The 22347-nt window shown below is 65.4% G+C and carries 21 protein-coding genes and 1 pseudogene; 11 read left to right on the top strand and 11 right to left on the bottom strand.

The window, feature by feature from the left end; all coding sequences use genetic code 11:
* Positions 1–7: 7 nt before the first annotated feature.
* Positions 8–763, bottom strand: a complete 756-nt coding sequence (locus QVN30_RS04970; RefSeq protein WP_289835669.1) for an ABC transporter permease — start codon at positions 761–763, stop codon at positions 8–10.
* A gap of 63 nt (positions 764–826) precedes the next feature.
* On the opposite strand from QVN30_RS04970, the gene QVN30_RS04965 reads away from it, so the two are divergent.
* The 5 genes from QVN30_RS04965 (at position 827) to QVN30_RS04945 (ending at position 4569) form a co-directional block, all read left to right on the top strand.
* Positions 827–1759: a LytTR family transcriptional regulator DNA-binding domain-containing protein gene (locus QVN30_RS04965; protein WP_289835668.1), complete on the top strand. Its 933-nt coding sequence runs from the start codon at positions 827–829 to the stop codon at positions 1757–1759.
* Positions 1760–2357: 598 nt separating this feature from the next.
* Complete coding sequence (locus tag QVN30_RS04960) at positions 2358–2813, top strand: hypothetical protein (RefSeq protein ID WP_289835667.1); 456 nt, start codon at positions 2358–2360, stop codon at positions 2811–2813.
* 1 nt (position 2814) lies between these two features.
* Complete coding sequence (locus QVN30_RS04955; protein WP_289835666.1) at positions 2815–2955, top strand: hypothetical protein; 141 nt, start codon at positions 2815–2817, stop codon at positions 2953–2955.
* Positions 2952–3806 carry an ABC transporter ATP-binding protein gene (locus QVN30_RS04950; protein WP_289835665.1) on the top strand — a complete coding sequence of 285 codons (855 nt, stop codon included), beginning with the start codon at positions 2952–2954 and terminating at the stop codon, positions 3804–3806. Before QVN30_RS04955 ends, QVN30_RS04950 begins: the two co-directional genes overlap by 4 nt.
* Before the next feature lies 1 nt (position 3807).
* The gene (locus QVN30_RS04945) at positions 3808–4569 is read left to right on the top strand and encodes an ABC transporter permease (protein ID WP_289835664.1); all 762 of its coding nucleotides are present in this window, start codon (positions 3808–3810) and stop codon (positions 4567–4569) included.
* Between the two features lie 204 nt (positions 4570–4773).
* Here the strand turns inward: QVN30_RS04945 and QVN30_RS04940 are convergent, their stop codons facing one another.
* The 3 genes from QVN30_RS04940 to QVN30_RS04930 all read right to left on the bottom strand — a co-directional run bounded on the left by QVN30_RS04940 (position 4774) and on the right by QVN30_RS04930 (position 8978).
* Entirely contained in the window at positions 4774–5598 is an 825-nt protein-coding gene (locus QVN30_RS04940) for a helix-turn-helix transcriptional regulator (RefSeq protein WP_289835663.1), read from the bottom strand.
* A 135-nt stretch (positions 5599–5733) separates the two neighbouring features.
* The gene (locus QVN30_RS04935) at positions 5734–6201 is read right to left on the bottom strand and encodes a DUF6568 family protein (RefSeq protein ID WP_289821143.1); all 468 of its coding nucleotides are present in this window, start codon (positions 6199–6201) and stop codon (positions 5734–5736) included.
* A 14-nt stretch (positions 6202–6215) separates the two neighbouring features.
* Positions 6216–8978 (bottom strand): ATP-dependent helicase, encoded by a 2763-nt coding sequence (locus QVN30_RS04930; protein ID WP_289835662.1) that lies wholly within the window; start codon positions 8976–8978, stop codon positions 6216–6218.
* Between the two features lie 175 nt (positions 8979–9153).
* Here QVN30_RS04930 and QVN30_RS04925 point away from each other — a divergent pair, with 175 nt between their 5' ends.
* The gene (locus tag QVN30_RS04925) at positions 9154–10056 is read left to right on the top strand and encodes a PPK2 family polyphosphate kinase (protein WP_289835661.1); all 903 of its coding nucleotides are present in this window, start codon (positions 9154–9156) and stop codon (positions 10054–10056) included.
* Between the two features lie 93 nt (positions 10057–10149).
* On the opposite strand, the gene QVN30_RS04920 is transcribed toward QVN30_RS04925, so the two are convergent.
* Positions 10150–11103, bottom strand: a complete 954-nt coding sequence (locus QVN30_RS04920; protein ID WP_289835660.1) for an undecaprenyl-diphosphate phosphatase — start codon at positions 11101–11103, stop codon at positions 10150–10152.
* A gap of 207 nt (positions 11104–11310) precedes the next feature.
* On the opposite strand from QVN30_RS04920, the gene QVN30_RS04915 reads away from it, so the two are divergent.
* Positions 11311–11748 carry a universal stress protein gene (locus QVN30_RS04915; RefSeq protein WP_066828818.1) on the top strand — a complete coding sequence of 146 codons (438 nt, stop codon included), beginning with the start codon at positions 11311–11313 and terminating at the stop codon, positions 11746–11748.
* Positions 11749–11839: 91 nt separating this feature from the next.
* On the opposite strand, the gene QVN30_RS04910 is transcribed toward QVN30_RS04915, so the two are convergent.
* The 4 genes from QVN30_RS04910 to purH all read right to left on the bottom strand — a co-directional run bounded on the left by QVN30_RS04910 (position 11840) and on the right by purH (position 16074).
* Complete coding sequence (locus QVN30_RS04910) at positions 11840–12907, bottom strand: sensor histidine kinase (RefSeq protein WP_289821147.1); 1068 nt, start codon at positions 12905–12907, stop codon at positions 11840–11842.
* An 8-nt stretch (positions 12908–12915) separates the two neighbouring features.
* Positions 12916–13581, bottom strand: coding sequence for a response regulator transcription factor (locus QVN30_RS04905; RefSeq protein ID WP_289821148.1), 666 nt, complete (start codon positions 13579–13581; stop codon positions 12916–12918).
* A gap of 100 nt (positions 13582–13681) precedes the next feature.
* The gene (locus QVN30_RS04900) at positions 13682–14377 is read right to left on the bottom strand and encodes a hypothetical protein (RefSeq protein WP_289821149.1); all 696 of its coding nucleotides are present in this window, start codon (positions 14375–14377) and stop codon (positions 13682–13684) included.
* A gap of 80 nt (positions 14378–14457) precedes the next feature.
* Positions 14458–16074, bottom strand: coding sequence for a bifunctional phosphoribosylaminoimidazolecarboxamide formyltransferase/IMP cyclohydrolase (gene purH / locus QVN30_RS04895; protein ID WP_204571421.1), 1617 nt, complete (start codon positions 16072–16074; stop codon positions 14458–14460).
* Positions 16075–16324: 250 nt separating this feature from the next.
* On the opposite strand from purH, the gene QVN30_RS04890 reads away from it, so the two are divergent.
* Positions 16325–16960 carry a GNAT family N-acetyltransferase gene (locus QVN30_RS04890; protein ID WP_289835659.1) on the top strand — a complete coding sequence of 212 codons (636 nt, stop codon included), beginning with the start codon at positions 16325–16327 and terminating at the stop codon, positions 16958–16960.
* Positions 16961–17029: 69 nt separating this feature from the next.
* On the opposite strand, the gene QVN30_RS04885 is transcribed toward QVN30_RS04890, so the two are convergent.
* Complete coding sequence (locus QVN30_RS04885) at positions 17030–18943, bottom strand: DUF2207 domain-containing protein (protein ID WP_289835658.1); 1914 nt, start codon at positions 18941–18943, stop codon at positions 17030–17032.
* 165 nt (positions 18944–19108) lie between these two features.
* Here QVN30_RS04885 and QVN30_RS04880 point away from each other — a divergent pair, with 165 nt between their 5' ends.
* From QVN30_RS04880 to QVN30_RS04875, 3 genes and pseudogenes are all read left to right on the top strand, one after another.
* Entirely contained in the window at positions 19109–19627 is a 519-nt protein-coding gene (locus QVN30_RS04880) for a ferritin (RefSeq protein WP_066828831.1), read from the top strand.
* 627 nt (positions 19628–20254) lie between these two features.
* Positions 20255–20512, top strand: a pseudogene (locus QVN30_RS11445) (zinc ribbon domain-containing protein); the annotation flags it as partial.
* Positions 20513–20635: 123 nt separating this feature from the next.
* Positions 20636–21454: a hypothetical protein gene (locus tag QVN30_RS04875; RefSeq protein WP_289835657.1), complete on the top strand. Its 819-nt coding sequence runs from the start codon at positions 20636–20638 to the stop codon at positions 21452–21454.
* Positions 21455–21550: 96 nt separating this feature from the next.
* On the opposite strand, the gene QVN30_RS04870 is transcribed toward QVN30_RS04875, so the two are convergent.
* On the bottom strand, positions 21551–22347 hold a 797-nt coding region (locus QVN30_RS04870; protein ID WP_289835656.1), incomplete at its 5' end, for an S-layer homology domain-containing protein.

Here is a 22347-nt window from a genome sequence, read left to right as displayed (position 1 = left end):
AACCCCGCTACACGAGCCGGTTGCGCTCGGCGGCAAGGTCGCGGGCGAAGCGACGGCAGCTCCGCGCCGCAAGCGCGGACATGGCCGCCGTCCACACGACGGCAAGCCCCGCAAGCACCGGCACGGGAGCCATCGCGTCCATGCCGCTCGCGGTGCACAGGATCTCGGCCACGGGACCCAACGGCCAGAACCATGTGATCGCGCGGACGGTACCGGACATGAACGCGAGGATGGGCACCAGCGCAACCACCGTGAGCGGCACGGCGAGCAGGCTCGAAGACATCTGCTCCCGCGCGGATAGGCCGGTGACAAGCCCCGCGAACAGAAGCGGCTGGACCCCGACGGCAGAAAGCCCGAGCAGCAGCGCCGCCCTCGCGGGCGCAAGACCCAGCAGCAGGCATGAGACGGCCTGCGCGGCAAGCGTCACAAGCACCGCCGAAAGCCATTTGGAGACGGCGATCTCGCCTGCCGTCACACCCGCCTCGACAAGGGTGACGTAGGCGCCGCGCTCGCGCTCCTCGGCCATGACGTAGAGCTCGATCACGCATCCTGCGAACGCGGGGGCGATGCAGAGCACAGCGACCTGGGCGAACGCGTCGGCTTCGCCCGGCATGAGCCTGGATGAGGTCGCCACCACGCTGCCGATGAACGCCGTGAACAGCGCGCCCGCGCCGCACGACATGAGCGTCGTCGGGTTGCGGACGGCGTCAAGCAGGTCGCGCGCCACCAGCGCGCGTATGTTTCCAAAAGCCCCGTTTGCCATGTGAGACATGATACCCGATATACTTGACGTCGTTTTCCATCCTGAGAAGCCGAGGAGGAGCCCGTGGCGGACACCGCATCCTACGATACCGTCGAAGATCTGCTCGCCGCCCGTGAGGGCGAGAGCGTCCACCTCGAATGCTGCCGCGAGACCGTGGACCGGGCCGTTCGCTTCGTCCACGAACGCTATGGCCGCCGGCGCTGCGCGTTCTACGTCTCCACCGATCGCGGATTCGATCGCGAAACGGTGCGCTCGTACCTCAAGCTCTTCTCGCGCCTCGCGGGAGGCTCCGTGACTCCCCAGGACGCCATAGCGCATTTCGGGCTCGCCTCGGCGGCGCGATCTCAGGTGAAGACCTTGACCGCCGAGCAGCGCGCGCTGCTCAACTTTGCCCGCATGAGCCTTTTTGAGCCGGAAATCGTCTTCTGCGAGCGACCGCTTGCGGACGTGACGCCCGCCACGCGCGGACTCGTGACCGCGTGGATGGGCCAGGTCGCCGAGGCCGGAGGCGCGCTCATCACCGCCGGCGAGCCCCTGCGCGAGGCGCTCCTCATGCCCGGCACCGCCTTCTTCGAAGAGGACGGGCGCCTCCACGAGGCCAAGACCGCGGTCGGCGACGATGAGATGCAAGACGTGGAGTTCGCCGGCGACGAGGTCCGCGTCTTCAAGATCCCGGCGAAATCCGATGGGGCGACCTTGCTGTTCGATCCGCGCGAAGTCGACTTCGTGGAGAGCGTAAACCGCGCCAACTTCGCCTCCGTGCGCGGCGAGCTTTACCCGGTGAGCATGACGCTCGACGAGCTGGAGGCGGAACTCGAGCGATTCGGATTCTTCCGGTGCCATCGCTCCTACATCGTGAACGTCCAGAAGGTGGCGAAAGTCGAGCGCTTCACGCGCAACAGCTTCAACCTCACGCTCGCCGACGCGCATCAGACGCAGATCCCGCTCGCCAAGGGACGCGCCGAGGCCATGCGCGAACGCTACGGCTGGCGCTAGGGAAACGCTGATCAGTAATTATTTGTGTGACGGTCGTTCCGTGGCAGATGCGTAGATGTTCGGCGGCAGGGGCGACCCCAGCCGCGCCCCTCCCTGACGATCGGACTCCTGGGGCACACGAGGAGGCCGTCGTATCCGCCCGCGCGTGAAACCGCACCCTGATAAAAGGTTTTATCAGGGTGCGCAGACACCTTGTCCTGAATTTGGTATCAAATCTTGGGCAAAAGGGCCGCGGAAGGGCGGATCGGAAGCCTCTCCCGGGGCCTCCGGGATCAGCCAATCAAAGAACCCGCAGGTCACAGCCTTGTCAGATATGGCCGCTTCCACTTCATACTTCCCGGTTTGATACCAAATTCATTCTCAGGATATAGCAACCCCCTCTATCCTGCAGATTCGCGGTGCGGTTTCTCCACCGTGCGCATACGAGCCCCGGGACCCGCCCGTATCTGCCAGCAAACCGGGGCCTCCTCGGCTGCTCCTCTCGTACCCGCCTATGCTCCTCTCGTCGTTTCCGCAGCTCCTGACGGCCGGAACCCCTTGTCCGCCCCACCGGCGCGGGCGAGTATGGCCTCAGCAGCCAGCAACCGAAAGGAGCACCATGAGAGAGCAAAAAATCTACGACCGCGTCCGCTCACTCGGTCACGAGCCCATCGAGGGAACCGCGATCATTGTCACCCGTACACCCGAGAGCATCCTGCAGGGCGTCGTCGAGTTCGCCATGCAGACCGACCGCTTCGAGCTCATGGCCTGCGCCGAGGACGCCGTCCTCCTCTTCAAGCTCAACAACCTCACCAACGACATCCGCACATCTGCGAGCTACCGCTGCATCTCCCGCGAGGACATCCTCTCCGCCGAGACAGAGCTCGCCGACGCCGGCATGACGCGGCGCATCCGCATCACCACCGACGAGGGCGACGTGCTCCTCAACGCCCAGCACGAATCCACGAGCGGTCTTCGCACAAGCGGCCTGTGGGGCAGCTGGCACGCGGCGAACCTGCCGCGCGCGTGCGACGAGATCTGCCGCATGGGCTCTGACGCGAAGGAGGCGATGTAGCATGGATTCCGCGCTCATGGGTGCGATCATCATCGCGTGCTGCTTTGCCGCCGGCGTGTTCGAAACGGGCAGGCGAAAGAAGAACCGTAAGGACGAGGGCGAGCATGCGCCCGAAACACGGAAAGGAGGAGGCACGCGATGAACGGGACGCATAGCGCCGTGCTCTCCATGGAGGGCGTCTGCCTCTCATTTGGAGCCAAGCGTGTCCTCGACGGACTCACCTTCGACGTTATCCGCGGCGAGTGTTTCGGCTTCCTCGGCCCGTCGGGCGCCGGCAAAACCACCACGATCAAGCTCCTCACCCGCCAGCTCACCGCCGACACCGGGCGCATCACCCTGTTCGGCCGTCCCATCGAGAACGCGAGCGGCGCCGACTACAATCGCATCGGCATCCTGTCGGACACGAGCGCCCTCTACGAGCGGCTCACCATCGAGGAGAACCTGCGACTCTACGCTCAGGTCCGCGGGCGCGGCGGACGCGGCATACCCGCCCTGCTCGAACGCGTGGGGCTCGACCGCGATCGCAAGACGCTCATCAAGAACTGCTCGAAGGGAATGCGGCAGCGAGCCGCCCTCCTGGCGACGCTCGTCCACAGCCCGGAGCTCGTCTTTCTGGACGAACCGACAAGCGGGCTCGATCCTGCAGCGCGCGCCGAGGTGCACAAGATGCTCGCCGAGCTGCGTCGCGCCGGAACCACGGTGTTTCTCACCACGCACGACATGGCTGAGGCCGAGTCCTGCTGCGACCGGCTGGCGATCCTGAACGAGGGCCGCATCGTGACGATGGGGACCCCGCAATCGCTTACCATGGAGCATGCGCGCAACCGCCTGGTCGTGACGACGCGCACACACGGCGTCGTCGAGCTCACCAAGGACGCCGCCAGCGCCGACACTGTGCGCGACCTCCTCGTCGTCGGCGAGGTCCTGTCGCTGCATTCCGACGAACCAAACCTCGAAGAGGTCTTCCTCGAGCTCACCGGAAAGGAGTTCTAGCATGAACGCGACGTTGCGCCGAGTGGGCGCGCTGGTCGACAAGGACCTCATGGACCTCATCAAGAACCCCACGATGCTCGTGGCGCTGCTCATGCCCATCGGGTTCATGCTGCTGTTCCGCCTCGTCATAGGGGACACCGCCGCCGACGCGGGGCTCACCGGGGCCGACCTCGCAAGCGTCAGCGGCGAGATCGACAAGTTCCTCCTCGGCTCGGGCCTGTGCATGAGCATCGGCATGGTGGCCTCGATGGTGCTGATCTACGGTATCGCGGAGGAGAAGGAGAAGCACACCCTGCGCACGCTCATGCTCGCCAACGTGGGCGCAGGCGAGGTCGCGGCGTCCAAGGGCGGCGTGGCGCTCCTCGCCGTCGTGGCCGTGGGCGCGGCGTGCTTCTTCCTCGCGGGCGGCGAGCCCGGGCTGCTGCCCGTCTACCTTGCGCTCACCGCGCTGGGGGCCGTCCCCGTGGTGCTCATCTCGCTCGTGCTCGGCCTTGCCTCGCGCGACCAGATGACGGCGGGATTCTACAGCGTTCCGGTGCTGCTGCTGGCGCTCGTGCCCACGTTCGGCATGGCGAGCGAAGCCATTAAGACCGTTGCATCGTTCACGCCGCTCGGCGGGGTCTACGACCTGCTCGGCCTCGCCTACGACGGGCACCTGCTCAGCGCAGACGCGCTCATGCCCCTCGCCGTGACGCTCGCATGGGCGATCGCGGGCGCGGCGGTCTTCGCCGCGCTCTACCGCAGGCTCGCACGGGACAACTAACACATCAGGACTGAGCTGAGCAAGTCGATGGCGGGCCACACTCGATCCTGCCGCCCGCCATCGACCACTTTTTCATGAACGAAGATGGGCTGAATCGACATTTCCGCAGGATTCGCACTCCCGACCCGACACTTTTTCATGAAACAGGACCGCCGGAACGATGCCGACGGCCCTGGCTTGCAGACATCCGCGAAAAAGGGTCGCCTACCCTGTGCGCCTTCTTGCGATCACCCAGAACACGAGCAACACGACTGCGCCGCCTGCGATGACAAGCCAGTCGCGGGGAGAGTCGAGGCCGCCCGTCACAACTCCGAGGGCGGCAGCACTCATGACCCAAAGCGCCGGCAGGATGGCCGCTGTCCATACCGGACGCGTAAAGCGCCCCAAGGCGAAAGACGCCGTAAGCGCGACAGCAACGCCGAGAATGACCACCAGCTTGCGGAACGCCTGCGCATCAAGCAGGACATCGCCCGCCACAAGCACCCCGATGCCGACCGCGAGCCCCGTGAACACCTGGAGCACGAGCCGCATCCCGAGAGAGGCGCCGCTTTCGCGCGCCGCCTCGACCGGGTCGCCCGTCGCCGCGCCGAGAAGATCGGCGGCGCTTTTTGCGTCCTCGGCACCGGCTCCGCGGCGTGCAACGAGCACGGCGATCGAAAACGCCAGCACCAGCACGGCGAGCAGTAGGCGCAGCACGGGTTCCAGATAGTCGCGCCCCGCCACCGCCGTCACGACGAGCGCCGTGATCACGACGACCTCAACCGCCGCCAGCGCCACCGCGAAGACCTTCGTCCTTCGCTCGCTCTTCTCGACCATCTCGCGCATCTCGTCCACGTCCCCTCTCACCAGCTCGTCAATCGTGGTGTCGAAGAGGTTCGCGAGGAGCAGCATGCTTTGAACATCCGGAAGGGTCTTGCCCGTTTCCCAGTGGCTGATCGTGACACGGCTCACGTACAGCCTCTGCGCGAGCTCATCCTGCGAGAGCCCGAGCCGGGCGCGCCGTTCTCTGATCTGGTTGCCGATGTCCATGCGTCTTCCGCCCCCTCGATGCCTATCCGACGCCCCAAACGTAGCCGACGGGACCGCACGACGCAGTAAAAAGTGGTTTACAAGCGCTCTGAGCAGGCATGATGGCGAAATGGACAGATGGTGCCAAATAGCAGGCTACGCAAGTTCGCGCTCGATCGCCTCGCGCAGCGTGTCGTCGTCCACGTCGAGATCGACCTCGAGGCCGCGCACCGAACCCGCCGCGTCGAAGTGCAGCACCGTCGGCACCCAGGTCACGCCGTAGCGCGTCCTGAACGCAGACAGCCCCTCGTCCGTCTTGCTGTCCGTGCTATCGAGGTAGAAGACGTCGATCGCGCGCTTCGCGAACACGGGCGCCATCACCGGGATGAGCCTGCGGCACCAGCGGCAGGTCACCCGGCCGACGTACAGGTAGAAATCCCGGCGCTCGGCGATCATGGCCTCGATCGCCGGCACGTCGACGGCATGAAACCCCCGCACGATCTCGCGATAGATTTCCGACTCCCGCTCGACGCGCTCCTCGTCCGATGCGGGCGCAGGCACGCTGCAGGTTCCGTCGATCGAGCAGACCGCTGCAATCGGCTGTACGTTCTCATGCTCTGCCACAGCTGACCTCCTGACTAGCTCAGTTTGACGATCGGGGCGAAGCCCTTCATGAGCTTCTTGGTCTTGCCGCTCTTGTCGAACTGCACCTCGATCATATCCCCTTCGGCCGAGATCACGGTTCCCGTGCCGAACGTCTTATGGCTCACGGTATCACCGGGCGCAAACGTCTCCGCCGCGCGCGCGACATCGGGACGGCGCTGCTCGACCGCGGGCGACGCGGACGCCTTCGCACGCGTCGTGTGCGCGACGCCACTGCCGAACGTGGCGGGCTTGAGGCCGGCATCCGGGCTGATGCCCGTGTGGCGCGACACGCCCGATCCGCCCGTGGAGCGCGTGCGGGAGCCGAAGACGCGCCCGCCGTACATATCCGAACCCATACCCGAGCCGAACGTGCCGCGGCGGTCGCCGCGCTTCTCCCAGCCGGTGCCCTCGAAACCGGACGACCCGATGCCGGAGAACTCGATGTGCTCCTCGGGGATCTCGTTGACGAAACGCGAGCGCGGGTTGGCCTGCGTCGAGCCATACGTGCGGCGCGTCGCCGCATAGGTCAAGAACAGGCGCTTGCGCGCGCGGGTGATGGCGACGTATGCCAGGCGGCGCTCCTCCTCGAGCTTGCCCGGGTCGTCGGCCGCCGCGAAGCCCGCCACGTGCGGGAAGATGCCCTCCTCCATGCCGGCGACGAACACCGCGGGGAACTCCAGGCCCTTCGCCGAGTGCACCGTCATCATCGTGATGGCGCTCGCCTGCCCCGACAGCGCATCCAGGTCGCTGCGCAGCGCGAGCCACTCGAGCAGCGCGGGTAGGGCCGCGCAGGCGAGCGGGCCATAGGTGCGCTCGATCTCGTCGGCGACCAAGGCGGCCGGCAACGGCTCGACGGGGGCCGCGGCCATGCTGTTGCCGGCGATCATCGTCGCCAGCGCCTCCTGGGCGCTCGTCAGCGGCGCCGCGAGCGCGTCGAGCGGGTTGGGCCGGTCGGACGCATCGCGCTCGTCGCGAGCGGCGGGGGCGGCGGCCTGCGCGGGCACGGCGGAAGCCTCGCCAGATCCGCCCGCCCCAGCCGGCAGGTCCGAGATGCCGGCGGCGCGCAGCTCCTCCAGACTCTCGAGCGTGCCCTCGATATCCTCGTGCGTCTCCTCGAACTCCGCGGCGACACCCAAGAATTCCTGGATGTTCTCCGCCCGGCTCTCGGCCTCCATGGTCCCCTCGGCGCAGAAGGCCTGCACCAGGCCGGCACGGTCGACGATCGCCTCGACGACGTCCTTGAGCTCGCCGCTCATGCGACGGCCCTCGCGCACGATGCCCACAAACGACGCGAGCCCGTTGCGGACCTTCGCGGAGAACATCCCCGTCTCCGCCGTCGCCAGCTCGCACGCCTGGAAGAACGAGCAGCGGTTCTGCTGGGCCAGCTGGTCGATCTTGGCGATGGACGTCGACCCGATGCCGCGGCGCGGCGTGTTGATCACGCGCTTGACGCTCATCTCGTCGGCGGGGTTCACGATCATCTTGAGATACGCCATGACGTCGCGGATCTCGGCGCGGTCGAAGAAGCGCGTGCCGCCCACGATGCGGTAGGGCACGCCGGCGCGCAGGAACATGTCTTCGAGGATACGGGACTGGGCGTTCGTGCGGTAGAACACCGCGATGTCGTCGTAGCTCGTCCCCGCATCGTGCAGCTTGTCGATCTCCGCGGCGATCCAGCGGCCCTCGTCGCGCTCGTCGCTCGCCTGGTACGCCTGGATCTTCTCCCCGTCGCCCGCGTCGGTGAACAGGCGCTTGTCCTTGCGCTGCGAGTTGTGGCGCACCACGGCGTTCGCCGCGGCGAGGATGTGGCCGGTCGAGCGGTAGTTCTGCTCAAGCTTGACCACCTTGGCGTCGGGGAAGTCCTTCTCGAAATCGAGGATGTTCGAGATGTCGGCGCCGCGCCAGGAATAGATCGACTGGTCGTCGTCGCCCACGACCATGAGGTTGTGGTACTTGGCGGCGAGCAGGTTCGCGATCTCGTACTGCACGTGGTTGGTGTCCTGGTACTCGTCCACGCTGATGTAGCGGAAGCGGTCCTGGTACTTCTCGAGCACCTCGGGACGCGTGCGCAGCAGCTCCAGCGCGCGCACGAGCAGGTCGTCGAAGTCCATGGCGTTCGCGGCGCGCAAGCGGCGCTCGAGCTCAGCGTAGACGCGCGCGGCCTTCTCGGTCCTGGGGTCGTCGGCGCGGCTCGCCATCTCATCCGGACCGATCATGGCGTTTTTGGCCGTGGAGATCTTGGAGCGAATCATGTTGATGGGGTACTGCTTCTGGTCGATCTCCATCGCGGCCATGATGTCGCGCACCAGGCGGCGCGAGTCATCGTCGTCGTAGATGGTGAACTGGCCGGTGTAGCCGAGCAGGTCCGCGTCCTCGCGCAACATGCGCACGCACATGGCGTGGAACGTGCACACCCACATGCCGCGCGTGCCGTCCGGAAGCAGGGCCTGCAGGCGCTCGCGCATCTCGGCCGCGGCCTTGTTGGTGAAGGTGATGGCGAGGATCTGCCACGGGCGAACGCCCAGGTCGGCGATCATGTGCGCGATGCGGAACGTCAGCACGCGCGTCTTGCCCGAACCCGCGCCCGCAAGGACGAGCAAGGGGCCTTCGGTCGTGAGAACCGCTTCTTTCTGCGCGGGATTCAAGCCGTCGATATCCACGACGGGACGAGCCGGCGCAGACGGGGCGGGCGCATCGTAGACATCGAGCGGGACCTGCTCGTATGCGGGCTCCTCGGCCGCACGGACGACCTGCATGTTTCTCTCCCACGGTAGTTGTTGCGGCAACGGCATGCGCGTACTCCAGACGATTGGCGGCCCGCTGCGGCGGGCCTGTATTTGAGCCAAACTAGTATACCCGCACGCGTGGACAGCCCTCCTGCTCGGCCGGCACTTTTTGGGGAACAAGAACGAATGACGGACGGAGGAATCTATGAAGGTCGAAAAAGCCCTGAGCAACCTGACCATCACGAGCGGCAAGGGCTTCAAGCTCGAACGCGTGCCCTGCTCGTTCAAGGTCGACAAGCAGGAGCGCCCCGCCTGCGAGCAGCTGCTCGCCGAGAACAAGGCCCGCATCGAGGAGCTGCAGGGGGCACTGTACGCCGATGCGCGCGAGGGCGTCATCATCATCCTGCAGGCCATGGATGCCGCCGGCAAGGATTCGATGATCCGCCACGTCCTGGGAGGCATCAACCCCATCGGCATCGACGTCCGCAACTTCAAGCAGCCGTCGAACCTCGCCCTCACCCACGGCTTTCTCTGGCGCTCCTTCTCCGCCCTCCCTGCTCGCGGCAAGATCGCCGTGTTCAACCGCTCGTATTACGAGGAGTGCCTCGTGGTGCGCGTGCGCGGCATCTGGCGCACGTACCGCATGCCCGCGCGCTGCCTCGATATGGACGAGGACCAGTATTTCTCGGAGCGGTTCGAGGACATCCGCTGCTTCGAGCGCTACCTGACGCGCATGGGCCACCGCGTCGTCAAGCTGTTCCTCAACGTCAGCGCCGCTAAGCAGCGCGAGCGGTTCCTCGAGCGCATCGACGACGTCTCCAAGAACTGGAAGTTCTCGGAAAGCGACCTGTCCGAGCGCCTGCTGTGGAGCGACTACCAGCGCGCGTACGAGCAGATGATCGCCGGCACCGCCACCAAGCGGGCACCCTGGTACGTCATCCCCGCGGACCAGAAGTGGGTCGCCCGCGCGTTGGTGTCCCAGATCATCCTCGACACACTCGAGGACATCAATCCGCAGTATCCTGCGCTCACCAAAGAGCAACGAGGGCGCCTCGCCGCATGTCGAGACGCCCTCGTGACCGGTCCCGCCGCCGACGTGGACCGGTAGGGATAGTACCGAAAAACAATGACAAACTCGTATTCATGCCTTCCCGGCGCGGCCGGGGCCGCCGTGCGCCCCGTGAGGAGCGCCGACCGACCGTTACAGGCCCAAGGTGGGAGCGATCGCGAAGAAGTACGCGAGCACCAGCACGCCGAGCACGATGCGGTACACGCCGAAGCCCTTGAAGTCGTGACGGCGCACGAAGCCCATGAGCCAGCGGATGGCGATGAGCGACACCACGAACGCGGTGAGGCAGCCTACGCCCATGATGGCCAGCTCGTTCGTGCCGAACGTGCCGCCGTCCACCACGAGGTACTTCACGAGCTTGAGCGCGCTCGCGCCGAACATGACGGGCACGGCGAGGAAGAAGGTGAACTTGGACGCGACGGTGCGCGTGCAGCCGAGCAGCAAGCCGCCGATGATGGTCGAACCGGAGCGCGACGTGCCGGGGATCAGCGACAGCACCTGGAAGCACCCGATGCCGAGCGCCGTCTTCCACGACAGGTCCTCAAGCGTGGTGATGGATCCGAAGTCCGTATCGCCCTCGTCCTCGGCAGGCGCCGCCGGGGCGGAAAAATGCGCTCCCACGGGCCTGCCGACCACGAGCTCGCCGCTCTCGATCATGCGGCGGCGCTTGGCCGCGCGCCAGTTCTCGATCACGATGAACGCGATGCCGTAGACGATGAGGGCCGCTGCGACCACGGTCGAGTTGTAGAGATGAGCCTCCATGAAGTCGTCGAGCGGGATGCCAATCGCCGCGGCAGGGATGCAGCCGAGCACGATCTTGCCCCACAGCCTCCAGGTATCCTTGCGGCCCTGCTTGCCCTTCGAGGGCGAAAACGGATTGAGGTCGTGGAAGAACAGCACGCAGACGGCGAGGATCGCGCCCAGCTGGATGACCACCTGGAACATGTTCCAGAACTCTTCGGTGACGTTGAGCTTCACGAACTCGTCGACGAGGATCAAATGGCCCGTGGAGGAGATGGGCAGCCATTCGGTGATGCCCTCCACGACGCCGAGAAAAGCTGATTTCACAAGCTCGATGATATCCACAAGCACGCCTTTCACACGCTGAACAGGTCTTTCCGCCGCCGGAGCGGGGCGTTGACCTCTCATTATCGCCCGCCGTCCGTACCTGCGCAAAAAAAGCTGCGCGTTCACAGAATTATTTACCAACATGGAGAAGGTGCGGGTATAACGAGAGCAAGGCACGAAGGCCGAGTGGCGCGCTGTGCGCGCTATACGTTTAAGGAGGTACTCATGAACGAGGGCTATTCCAAGGTATTCGTTTCGCTCGACGGCACCGAGCAGCAGGATTTCGTGCTGGCGCGCGCCATCAAGGTCGCAGCCAACAACGGCGCGAAACTCTACATCGGCCATGTCATCGACTCGACCGCGCTCGAATCGGCCGGATCGTACCCGGTCGATCTGGTGAACGGACTCGAGGAGGCCTTCCGCAACTCCATCGCCGAACAGGTCCAGGAAGCCGAGGAGAACCCCGATATCGCCGGCGTGGAGATCATCATCAAGGCAGGACGCATCCGCGAGACGCTGAAGGACGAGATGCTCGATGTGATTCAGCCCGACTTGGTGATGTGCGGCGCCCGCGGCCTCTCGTCGATCAAGTACGCCCTGCTCGGCTCCATCTCGACCTTCCTGCTCCGCAGCACGGAATGCGACATCCTGGTCGTGAAGTAGCTTTCGAGCAACAACAACGCGCAGAAACGGCACCTTCGGGTGCCGTTTCCATGATGGTGCCTATTGGGACGGGGTCATGCGCCCCACCCTGCTAATGCTCGAAATAGTGCATCTTGTTGGCCGGGAAGACGAGCGTGATCGCAAAGCCCTCCCCTTCCGTCGAATCCGCCCGCACGGAGATGCCCATCTTCTCGCACAGGCGGGAGACCAGGTACAGCCCGATGCCGGTCGAGCGCTTACCGCCTCTGCCGTTCTCGCCGGTAAAGCCGCGGTCGAACACGCGCGGCAGGTCGGCCTCCGGCACGCCGCAGCCGTTGTCGCGCACGGTGAGCTCGATGCGCTCGTCCGCCTGCCCGCTTTGCAGCACGCGCCCGGAGAACTCGATGACGGCGCCCTCGGGACGCGCGTATTTCACGCTGTTTTGGATCAGCTGCCCTAGGATGAACTCCATCCACTTCTCGTCGGTGAAGACCTCGATATCGAGGTCCTTGCGCATCGGCGCCACGCGCGCGGCGATCATCGCCCGGGCGTTCGCCTTGATCGCGGCGGTCACGAGCGCCTTTAAGGAGTAGCTGCGGATGAGGTAGTCGCGGTCGAGCGTCTCGGAGCGCGCAAAGAACAGCGCCTGCTCGATATAGCCCTCCACGCGGTCGAGCTCCTCCTCGAGGGCGTCGGCCTTGCGCAGCACCGCTTCGGCGTCGTCGTCGGCGGGCACCGCGTCGACAAGGTTCTCGAGCGTGAGGTGGGCGGCGGCCAAGGGCGACTTCGCCTCGTGCACCCAGGTCTCAACGTACTCGCGATAGTCGGTCGTCTGGCGCCGGTACTCCGCCACGTCGTCGTTGGCCGCCTTTGAAATCGCGCGCAGCGCATCGTAGACGATCTCGCCCTCGATGAAATCCGGGCGATAGATCATCTCGGTGATCCAAAGCGGGTGCTCGACATCGGCAGCGCCCGCGCTCAGATCGCGGTAGAACGAACGGCGCTGCAGATACGACGTGACGCTCTCCAAGATACCCGCGAACACGATCAAGGCCGCCACGAGCAGGGCGATCGCCAAGCCGGTCCCCGCCACCACCAGCATGAAGCAGCAAAGCATCGCCGTCGCCGCCACGATGAACACGTTGAGGTAGGACGACTTGAGATACGACCAGTACGACATGCGGCCCCCTACACCGAGTAGCCGCGCCCGCGATGCGTGGCGAGGTACCCCGTGACGCCGATCTTCTCGAGCGTGTTGCGCAGGCGGTTGATGTTGACCGTGAGCGTGTTGTCGTCCACAAAGGCGTCGGAATCCCACAGGTCGCGCATGATGGCCTCGCGCGACACGATCGTGCCGGCGTGCTTGATGAGCAGCGACAGGATGCGCATCTCGTTTTTGGTGAGCTCCACCTGCTTGCCATTCGCGCTGGCGACGGAGCGCGCCAGGTCGAGCTCGACGCCGTTGTGGGAGATGACGTTGCGCTCGGGCGCCACGGACACGCGCCGCAGCAAGGCCTGGATTCGGGCGACGAGGACGCGCGAGCTGTAGGGCTTGGACACGAAGTCGTCGGCGCCCATCGTCATGCTCATGACCTCGTCGATCTCGGTCACGCGCGATGTCAGGACGATGATGGGGACCTCGGAATGCTCGCGCAGCTCGCGGCAGACGAACTGCCCGTCGGTGCCCGGCAGGGTCAAATCGAGCAGCACGAGATCGGGAGCCGCGGCGACGATGTCGTCCACGACATGGTCGAACGTCTCGCACGCCGCCGTCCGGTACCCGTTGCGCGCGAGCACCTGCGCCAGCTCGTGCCGAATCGGCTCGTCATCCTCGACGATATAGATCAACGCCATGCGGCCCCTCCTGTCGTGTTGTCGCCTGCCTCCATTATGCCGCGCGCGACGCTTTTTGGGACGAGGCCGACCGCCGGGGAATGAATTGGCCAGCGCGTCCCTAAGCGAAGAGCTTGGCCACGCCGTCTGTCAGGAGCTTGACGAAGGCAGCGTCGGCGTCCGAGGCGGACGCATCGCTTGCGGGCACCACGCCGTGCTCGTCGGAGACGAGCAGGACGGTACCGGCCGGCAGAGACCCCTCGGCATGCACGACGTTATGCCCGCAGGTTTCCGCCAGCTGCTCGACGAGCGTCATGGCGCCGCAGAGGGGCTCATCGGGCGCCGCGTCGACGATAAGCGAGCCGTCCGCCACCGCGCAGAGCACCTCGGGCGCCACGCCGGTCTCATCGCGCTCGGCGCGCGCGAGGGACGCCCGCGATGCCAGCGCGGCAGCGGACGTATCCTCCAGCGGCTCGTAGGCGCCGACCGTCATCGCGGCGTTGCCGTTCACGTCGACGACCATCATGAGCACGCCGCACGGATCGTCGTACTCGCCTTCCGCCAGCGACCATTCCACATGCTGCTTGGCCCATGAGAGCATGTTGCGGGCGAGCGGCGCACCGTTGACCGTGCGCCGCGACAGCGCGCGAATATGGCGGTTGAGCAGCGGCACGCGGCGATGGGCCATGCGCCAGCGGCACACAAGTGCGGGCTGATCGAGCGAGAACGTCTGCTCGCGCTCCTGCTGCTCGCAGAACTCCTCGTATTCCCGCTGCTCTTGCGGTGTGGAGAATATCTCGCTATCGAACTCGCTCATCGAACTCACTTTCTCGTAGAGAACAAAAACGGGGCGCGACCGCAGCCGCACCCCGTTAGGACAGCTCGCGCCGGCCGCAGTTAGTGGCGGAAGTGGCGGGCGCCGGTGAACACCATCGCGATCCCATGCTCGTTGCACGCCTCGATGGACTCATCGTCGCGCTTGGAGCCGCCGGGCTGGATGATGCAGGTCACGCCATGGGCCGCGAGCACGTCGACGTTGTCGCGGAACGGGAAGAAGGCGTCGGACGCGCAGGCGAAGCCGCCCTTCTCCCAGCCCATGCGCTCGCACGCGTCCTCGGCGCGCTCGCAGGCGAGCAGCGCGGAGTCCACGCGGTTCGGCTGGCCGGGGCCCATGCCGATGCCGGCGTTGTTCTTGGAGATGAGGATGGCGTTGGACTTCACGCCCTTGCAGACGCGCCACGCGAACATGAGCTCGGCCATCTCGGCGTCGGTCGGCTTGCGATCGGTCGGGCAGGTGAAGGTTGCCGGGTCTTCGGCCACGGTGTCCACGCACTGCACGAGCACGCCGCCGTCGACGGAGCGAAGCTCGAGGGCGGCATGGCCCGCGGCGCCACCGGTCGCGAGCACGCGCAGGTTCGGACGCTTGGCCATGCGCTCAAGCGCCTCGGGCGTGTAGCTCGGGGCGATGATGACCTCGACGAACTGCTTGTTCTCGTCGGCGAAGTGCTCGACGAGCTCGAAGGGGACCTCGCGGTTGCACGCGATGATGCCGCCGAAGGCGCTCTTGGGGTCGCAGGCGAAGGCCATGTCGTAGGCGGTCGTGATGTCGTCCGCCGTGGCGGAGCCGCACGGATTCTGGTGCTTCAGGATCACGCAGGCGGGACCGTCGAACTCGCGCACGAGGTTCCAGGCGGCGTCGGCGTCCAGGTAGTTGTTGTACGACAGCGGCTTGCCCTGGATCTGCTCGGCCCCAACCAGCGGGTTCGCCGAGGAGCCCTTCTGCGCGAAGCCGTCGGCAAAGCGGTAGATCGCGGCGGTCTGCTGCGGGTTCTCGCCATAGCGCAGGTCGTCGACCTTCTCCAGGCGCAGGTCGAACGACGCGGGCGGCTCCGCCTGCTCAGACGCCTCGGACGCCTGGGCGGCGAGCCACGTGGAGATCGCGGTGTCGTAGGCGGCCGTGGTCTGGTAGACCTTCAGCTGCAGGCGACGACGGGTCTCGAGCGTCGTGGCGCCATCGTGGGCGGCCATCTCGGTCAGGATGCCGGCGTAGTCGGACGGGTCGGACACAACGGTCACCGAGTCGGCGTTCTTCGCAGCGGAGCGCAGCATCGAAGGACCGCCGATGTCGATGTGCTCGATGGCGTCGGCGAAGGTGACGTCGGGGTTCGCCACGGTCTTCTCGAACTCGTACAGGTTCACGACGACCATGTCGATCATGCCGATGCCGTGCTCAGCGGCCTCCGCCATGTGCTTGGGGTCGTCGCGACGGGCCAGAAGGCCGCCGTGCACCTTGGGATGCAGGGTCTTCACGCGGCCGTCCATCATCTCGGGGAACCCGGTGTACTCCTCGATAGGGATGACGGTGACGCCGCCCTCTTCCAGTGCGCGAGCCGTGCCGCCCGTCGAGATGATCTCCACCCCGTAGACGGTCTGCAGCTCGCGAGCGAACTCGACGACCCACGTCTTGTCGGTCACCGAGATCAAGGCGCGCTTGATCTTCACGTCTGTTGCCATGCAACCCCTCCTTCTTGTTGGCGCCCGCGGCGGTCGTACCTTCAACGGGCGAACTACCTTTCTAATGTAGCGCAACGCCTGCAGGCCGACCGGAACGTGCGGGACATTTTGAAGAAAATGCCAAGATGCCGTGGCGCTCATGAGGAAAAGCGCCTCCGAACGGAGGTGAACACGAAGACGTCATATCTCGGAGGGCATGTGGTGGTAGAACCGACATGTAACGATACGCATCGACCGCACGGGAGCCGGCATGGTGTCAAAGGTCTCGTACCGCCCTTTCGATGAAACCGATTTCGACGAGCTCGCAGCCATCATGCAGCTCCATTGGCATGCGAGGAGCGCCAACGACGCCTACAACTACCTCGAGGCGTGCGACGATCTTGCCTGCTGCCTCTCCACCTCGACGTTTTCCCAGGTCGCACGTATCGACGATACGCCATGCGGCATCGTGCTGGCACGCGCCGGCGCCGTCGACGGCAGCTGGGAGAGGCGTTGGCTCGACGCCTCGAGCGACTTCATGGAACAGATGCGCGCGATCGACCCGGACGCCCAGCGGCGCTATCGCGACTTCATCGAGGCGTCCGTGCGCGTCAACGAGGACATGATCGGCCGCGCGGGCATCAACACCGATAGCGAGATCACGCTGCTCGCCGTGGCTTCGACGGCGCAGCATCTGGGCATCGGCTCCGTGCTGCTCGATGCCGCCTCCTCCTACGTGGCGTCATGCGGGTTCACGGAGACGTACCTGTGCACCGACACGGACTGCACCTGGAAGTTCTACGAGCAGCGCGGGCTCAAGCGCATCGCGACGCACCGCGCGACACGCGAGGAGCGCCACCTGCTCCCGCGCGAGATGTACCTCTACAGCCTGGACCTCTCGAGCTGAGCAGCGACGCGCCGGGCGCCCCATAGCGAATAGGGGCACCCGGCGCAAAAGCAGGCGATCGGCGCTTTCCTAAAACGTGCCGCCTCCGCCACCGCCGACACCGCCGCCTCCGCCGACGGAGAAGCCGCCTCCCGTGCCCGCCCCCGAGCTGTCGAGGCTCGTCGCGACCTCTGCCATGGATGCCGTCTGGACCTCGTTCATCTCGTGCGTCGGCGCATGCAGGCGGCCGTGGGGATAGCACCACCAGTAGATCGGGTAATAGTAGCCGCCGTATGCGTCCTCGCGCAGGTCGCGCGGAACGGCATCGGCGAGCTGGCGCAGCACCTCGTCGGACACGCCCAGGGCGACCGCCATGACCAGCAACTTGTTCCACAGCACCAGATCGCCCGGAACCGCCTCGTTCAGGCGCGTGAAGTCCTCGAGCCACCGCTTGAGGGCCTCGCAGCGCTCGCGCAGCTCAACGCCCTCCTGCGAGTACACGCGATACGTCATGGCGACGACGACGGCCACCACAAGCAGGGCCGTCGAGATGATGAAGGCCGGAAAGTTCGCGAGGTCGGTCGCAAAGAAGAAGACGAGCGACGCGATGAACAGCGCGGCGGCGATGCCCACGGCGACCGCCTTGAACGAACCGCCGTCGGTGCGGACGAGCATCCTCATCTCCAGGGCCGCCCGGATCTCCGCCTTCATGTTCTCGACGCGATCGTTGTAGCCCTCGGCGTCATCGGCCGCGGCATCTTTCATCTGGTCGAAGCGTATCTCCGTGACCCCGTCCTCAGCATCGCCGAAATACAGGTCGAGCGCTGCGCGGTCGATGGAATCGGTCGCGGCATCGCGGTCGACCAGGTGCAGCCGGTACTCGTCGCGCTGCTTCGTGCCGAACAGCCCGTCCTCCTCGATGGCCTGCACGTCGAGGGAGATGACGCGGTCGTCGGTCAGCTTCATGAGCGTCGCCACGAACGCGCGGTTCGGCACGTCCCCGTCGTCCATGAACGTCGCGATGACCGCGGGGTGATCGGCAGACGGCACATCGCGGAAATAGGTCTCCTGGAACACCGGCTTGGGGCTGCGCCCGCGCGTGAACTTGAGATAGCCGATGATCGCGAGAAACAGCGCGGGCAGGCCGACCTGCGCGACGCTTCCCGCAGCGAGGACGGTGCGCGCCTGCTCGCGGCGCGCGTTCGCCTCCTCCGCCCATGCCTGCTCCTCGTCGAGGATCTTGTCGAGGCGGATCTCGGCAGAAGCCTGCAGGGTCGGCACCCACGATACCGGGAACGCGGCGCGAACCTCGGCGAACTCCCCCTCATGAACGCGCGGCACCGCGCAGCGAACGGCATGCGCGGCTTCGTCGATGGTGACCGTACCGTCGAGCGGGCCGTGCGCCCACGCGTGCAGGCTCGAGCCGTCCGATGCCGAAGATGCCGAGGCTCCGGCGAAATCAACGGTCAGCTCGACGTCGCAGGAGTCCTCCTCCCAATCCGGGCCGACGAACTGCCAGTACAGCTCCGCGGTGTCGACCCAGGCCATCACGGCGCCCGTCATGCGATAGGAGACCGTGACCTGCGCGGTGTCGCCGTCCTCCTGGGGCGTGAAGACCTTGAGCTCCAGCCCGTCCTCGGACGTCGACACGGTATACACGCCGCTCTCGCCTGCCTCGGCGCTCTGCGCGGGAGCAAACGGGATCGTGGCGCCGTCTTCGGCAACGGAGACGTCGGAGATCTGGACGGAAGATTCAGCGCCCTGCTCGTTTTGGGAGGTAGGGATCGTCCAATACACGCCGTTGATGTCATCGTCGAACTCGAACGTGCGCGTCTCGGTCACCGCAAGCGTGCCGTCGGGCTGGACCGTCGCGTGGATACCGACGGCGGGCATCTCGAAGGAGTCGGCATAGGCCGCAGCGGGGACCAACATGCACAGGGCGCACGCCACCACCGCGAGCACATGACGGGCGCGCAGGCCAACGTGGCCGGAAACGATGCTCATAAGCAGGCCTTTCAAGTAAGGGACGCTCTCGTTTGAGCATATTGTACCTAGAGTGCGCAGCGCCGCGAAGGGCGTTCATGTCCGTGCGAGAGGGTATACTTTGTTCGACGGCGCGAACATGACGATTTGCGCCCCGACTGCGACGTTGATAAGGAGACGATGCACATGGCAATCAATGAGAAGGTCGCCGAGGTTCTCGAGGACCAGATCAACAAGGAGCTCTATTCCTCCTACCTGTACCTCACCTTTGCCGATTACTACGAGGATCGTGGCCTCAAGGGCTTTGCTAACTGGTACGAGATCCAGGCCAAGGAAGAGATGGATCACGCCATGGCGCTGCGTCGTTACCTGCTCGACAACGACTTCAAGCCCACGATGAAGGCCATCGCCCAGCCCGACAAGACCTTCGACAACGACCTCGCCCCGCTCGAGGCCGGTCTTGAGCACGAGGAGTACGTGACGAGCCTCATCCACCACTGCTACGAGGTCGCCCACGAGGCCCACGACATCCGCGCCATGCAGATGCTCGACTGGTTCGTGAAGGAGCAGGGCGAGGAAGAGGCCAACGCCCGCGACATGATCACGAACATGAAGCTGTTCGGTTGCGACCCCAAGGGCCTGTACGACCTCGACCGCGAGTACCAGACCCGCGTCTACACCCAGATGACCGCGCTGCCGCTGTAAACCACGGCAATCTGACGATTCTCGGACCGAAAGCCCCTGCAACGGATGCCGCCGCAGGGGCTTTTTCGGTTCTGCGCGGCCTGGGGCGACCGGGGCGCGGCTCAACCCTGCACCCACGCCACCGCGCAGCGAGCGCGATGTGAACTCGGCACCGCCCGGTGGGGAAACTTCACCGCAAAAGCGCAGGAAAACGAGGGTTATTATTTTTTCAGAATGAATTTGGTATCAACTCAGCAAGTATGGATGGGAAACGGCCATATCTGACAAGCCTTTGACCTGCGGTTTCTTCGTTCGACCGGTTCCAGAGGCCCCGGGAAGGGCCTCGGATTCGCCCTGAAGCGGCCCTTTTAGCCCGTGAGTTGATACCAAAATCAAAACGAGACATCCGCGTACGTTGGTAAAAGGTTTTAGCAAGGTGCGGTTTTGCACCCGGGCGGATACAACGTCCTCCCCGCGCGTTCCGGACCGCCCCCACGGCAGATTCGCAGCGACAGAATCGTCCGGCACCTCATTGATCCCGCTCATTCATGAATGAACGGAGGCATTATCAGCGTTTGCCCAGGATTCCATTGTTTGGCACCCCAACTATTTCATGAATGAACGGATCGGTGTCGTCGCTGGGCGAAAATGTCACCTCTTCGCCTCGCCGCCTCGTCCCATCCCCCAAGCAGTCCCGAAGCCTCAAGACAAAACGGACTCCGAAACAAAGCGTTCAAACCAGGAAGGCAAGTAGGGTTAATAAGCCGCTGCGGCTCAGCGATCTTCCTGCACGGCTGTTACAATGCTCGCAGAACAGGACTCACGGGGAGGGGCAGCATGTTTTGCCAGCATTGCGGAGCACGTGTTCCAGACGACGCCAAATTCTGCACCAAGTGCGGCACGCCGCTTCGAAGCGCCGCACCGCAACCTGCCCCGCAGCCGGTCGTCACCGCCCCTGAAAAAGTGCCGGTCAACCCCGTCAACTCCTATTCCGACCAAACGCATACGGCGCCGAAATCCAAGGCGCCCATGGCCGCTCTGGTGACGATAGCCGCCGCCGTGTTCATCATCGGCATCGCAGGACTGGTGACAGGGGGCTTCGGTCTGTTCGATAGCACCCGGGTAACGACGGTGGAGGAGCAGCCCGCCGACACCGCATCCGAGGCGGAAACCCCCGTCGAGCCCGAAACGCCCGTGACCCCCAGCTCCATCACGATCGACCTGAACCGCACGTCCGACTACCAGGAACTCAACGTCCTCATCACGAGTTTCTGCGAGCTCGCCTCGGGATTCAACGTGCAGGACCACTTCAACCGCGACGAGGAGCTCAGCGTGCCGCAGCAACAGGATCTGATTCTGTTCATGCAGCGCCACATGTCCTACAACGCCAATCCGTATCTCGAGGACGTGGACGCGAGCGACCCCATGGCGGAGCTCGGATACACCAAGCGCGTCGACGTCGACTACTTCAACAGCCTCATGAGCCGCTACGTGGGCCTCACCTTTACCGACCAGCAGCTCACCACCGGTGGCAGCGAGGTGCGCGACGGCTGGTACTACTACATCGACAACGAGGGGACGAGCTACCCCATCCAAAACGTAGCGGTCGTAACATCGGTGACCGACCAGGGGAACAACCGCTACGAGGTCGCCTTTAATATGTACAAGCCGACGACATCGCGCATTCCGGCAGAGATCTCTCAAGACACGCTGGGCCTGCCGCTGACCGACATGCTGGACGCGCTCGGCGCCAGCTCAAACGTTGTCTACAGCGGCACCGCCATCGTCGACGCACGCTACGATGACGACGGCAACCTGGCGTTCACGCTCTACCAGATGGGGGCGTAACGTCTGGCCCCGCCGTTGAGAACGGTTGCAGATGACAGATGCCCGGGGCGGAAATCATTTCCGCCCCGGGCATCGATGATTAGGTGACAGTTGTCTTTACGCGGTCGTGAGCACCCCCGCGTCCACGGCGTTCTTCATCATCGCGGCCATCTCGGCGCGGGTGATGTCGCGCGCGCCCTGGAGGCTGCGGGTGCCGTCGGGGTTCTCGACGCCGTTGACGACGCCGGCCTCGACGGCCCAGGCGACAGCGCTCCTAGCCCAGCCCGAGACCGAGTCGGCGTCGGAGAACCCGTCGAGCACCGAGGCGTCGACGCCCTCCAGGTCGGCTCCCACGGCCTTGGCGACCACGGAGCAGAACTGCTCGCGGGTGAGCGCGTCGCCCACGCCGAAGGCGCCAGCGCCCTCGTAGCCGGTCATGATGCCGTTCTCCACGGCCCAGTTAACCGCATCCGTGTACCAGTCGTCGGACACGTCGCCGAGGCCGGAATCGGGGGCGCCGGGCTCGCCGCCCAGGTAGTTGTAGAGCACGGCTGCCGCCTGCTCGCGGGTGAGGACGTCGTCGGGGCCGAAGGTGCCGTCATCGTAGCCGTGGAAGACGCCGCCCTCGATCGCCCAGTCGACGGAGTCGTGGTACCACTCGTCCTGGTCGATGTCGGGGAACGCGTGCGTGCCGCACAGCTCGCCGCCGTCGCAGCCGAAGACGACCTCGACCGTCGCGCCGCCCTCGGGCATCTCGAACGTGACGTTGCCGTCCTCGTCGGTCGTGGTCTCGACGGGGTTGCCCTCGGAGTCGGTCACGACGACGTTGCGGACCTCCTGGCCGGGCTCGGGCTCGCACACCACGGTCGCCGTCTCGCCGGCGGGGACCGGCTCGACCTCGACCGAGCCGCCCT

Source organism: Collinsella ihumii, from assembly GCF_030385545.1.
Lineage (GTDB): Bacteria > Actinomycetota > Coriobacteriia > Coriobacteriales > Coriobacteriaceae > Collinsella > Collinsella ihumii.
The sequence above is the reverse complement of the archived record's forward strand: the minus strand, read 5'-3'. Positions and strand labels throughout refer to the sequence as shown.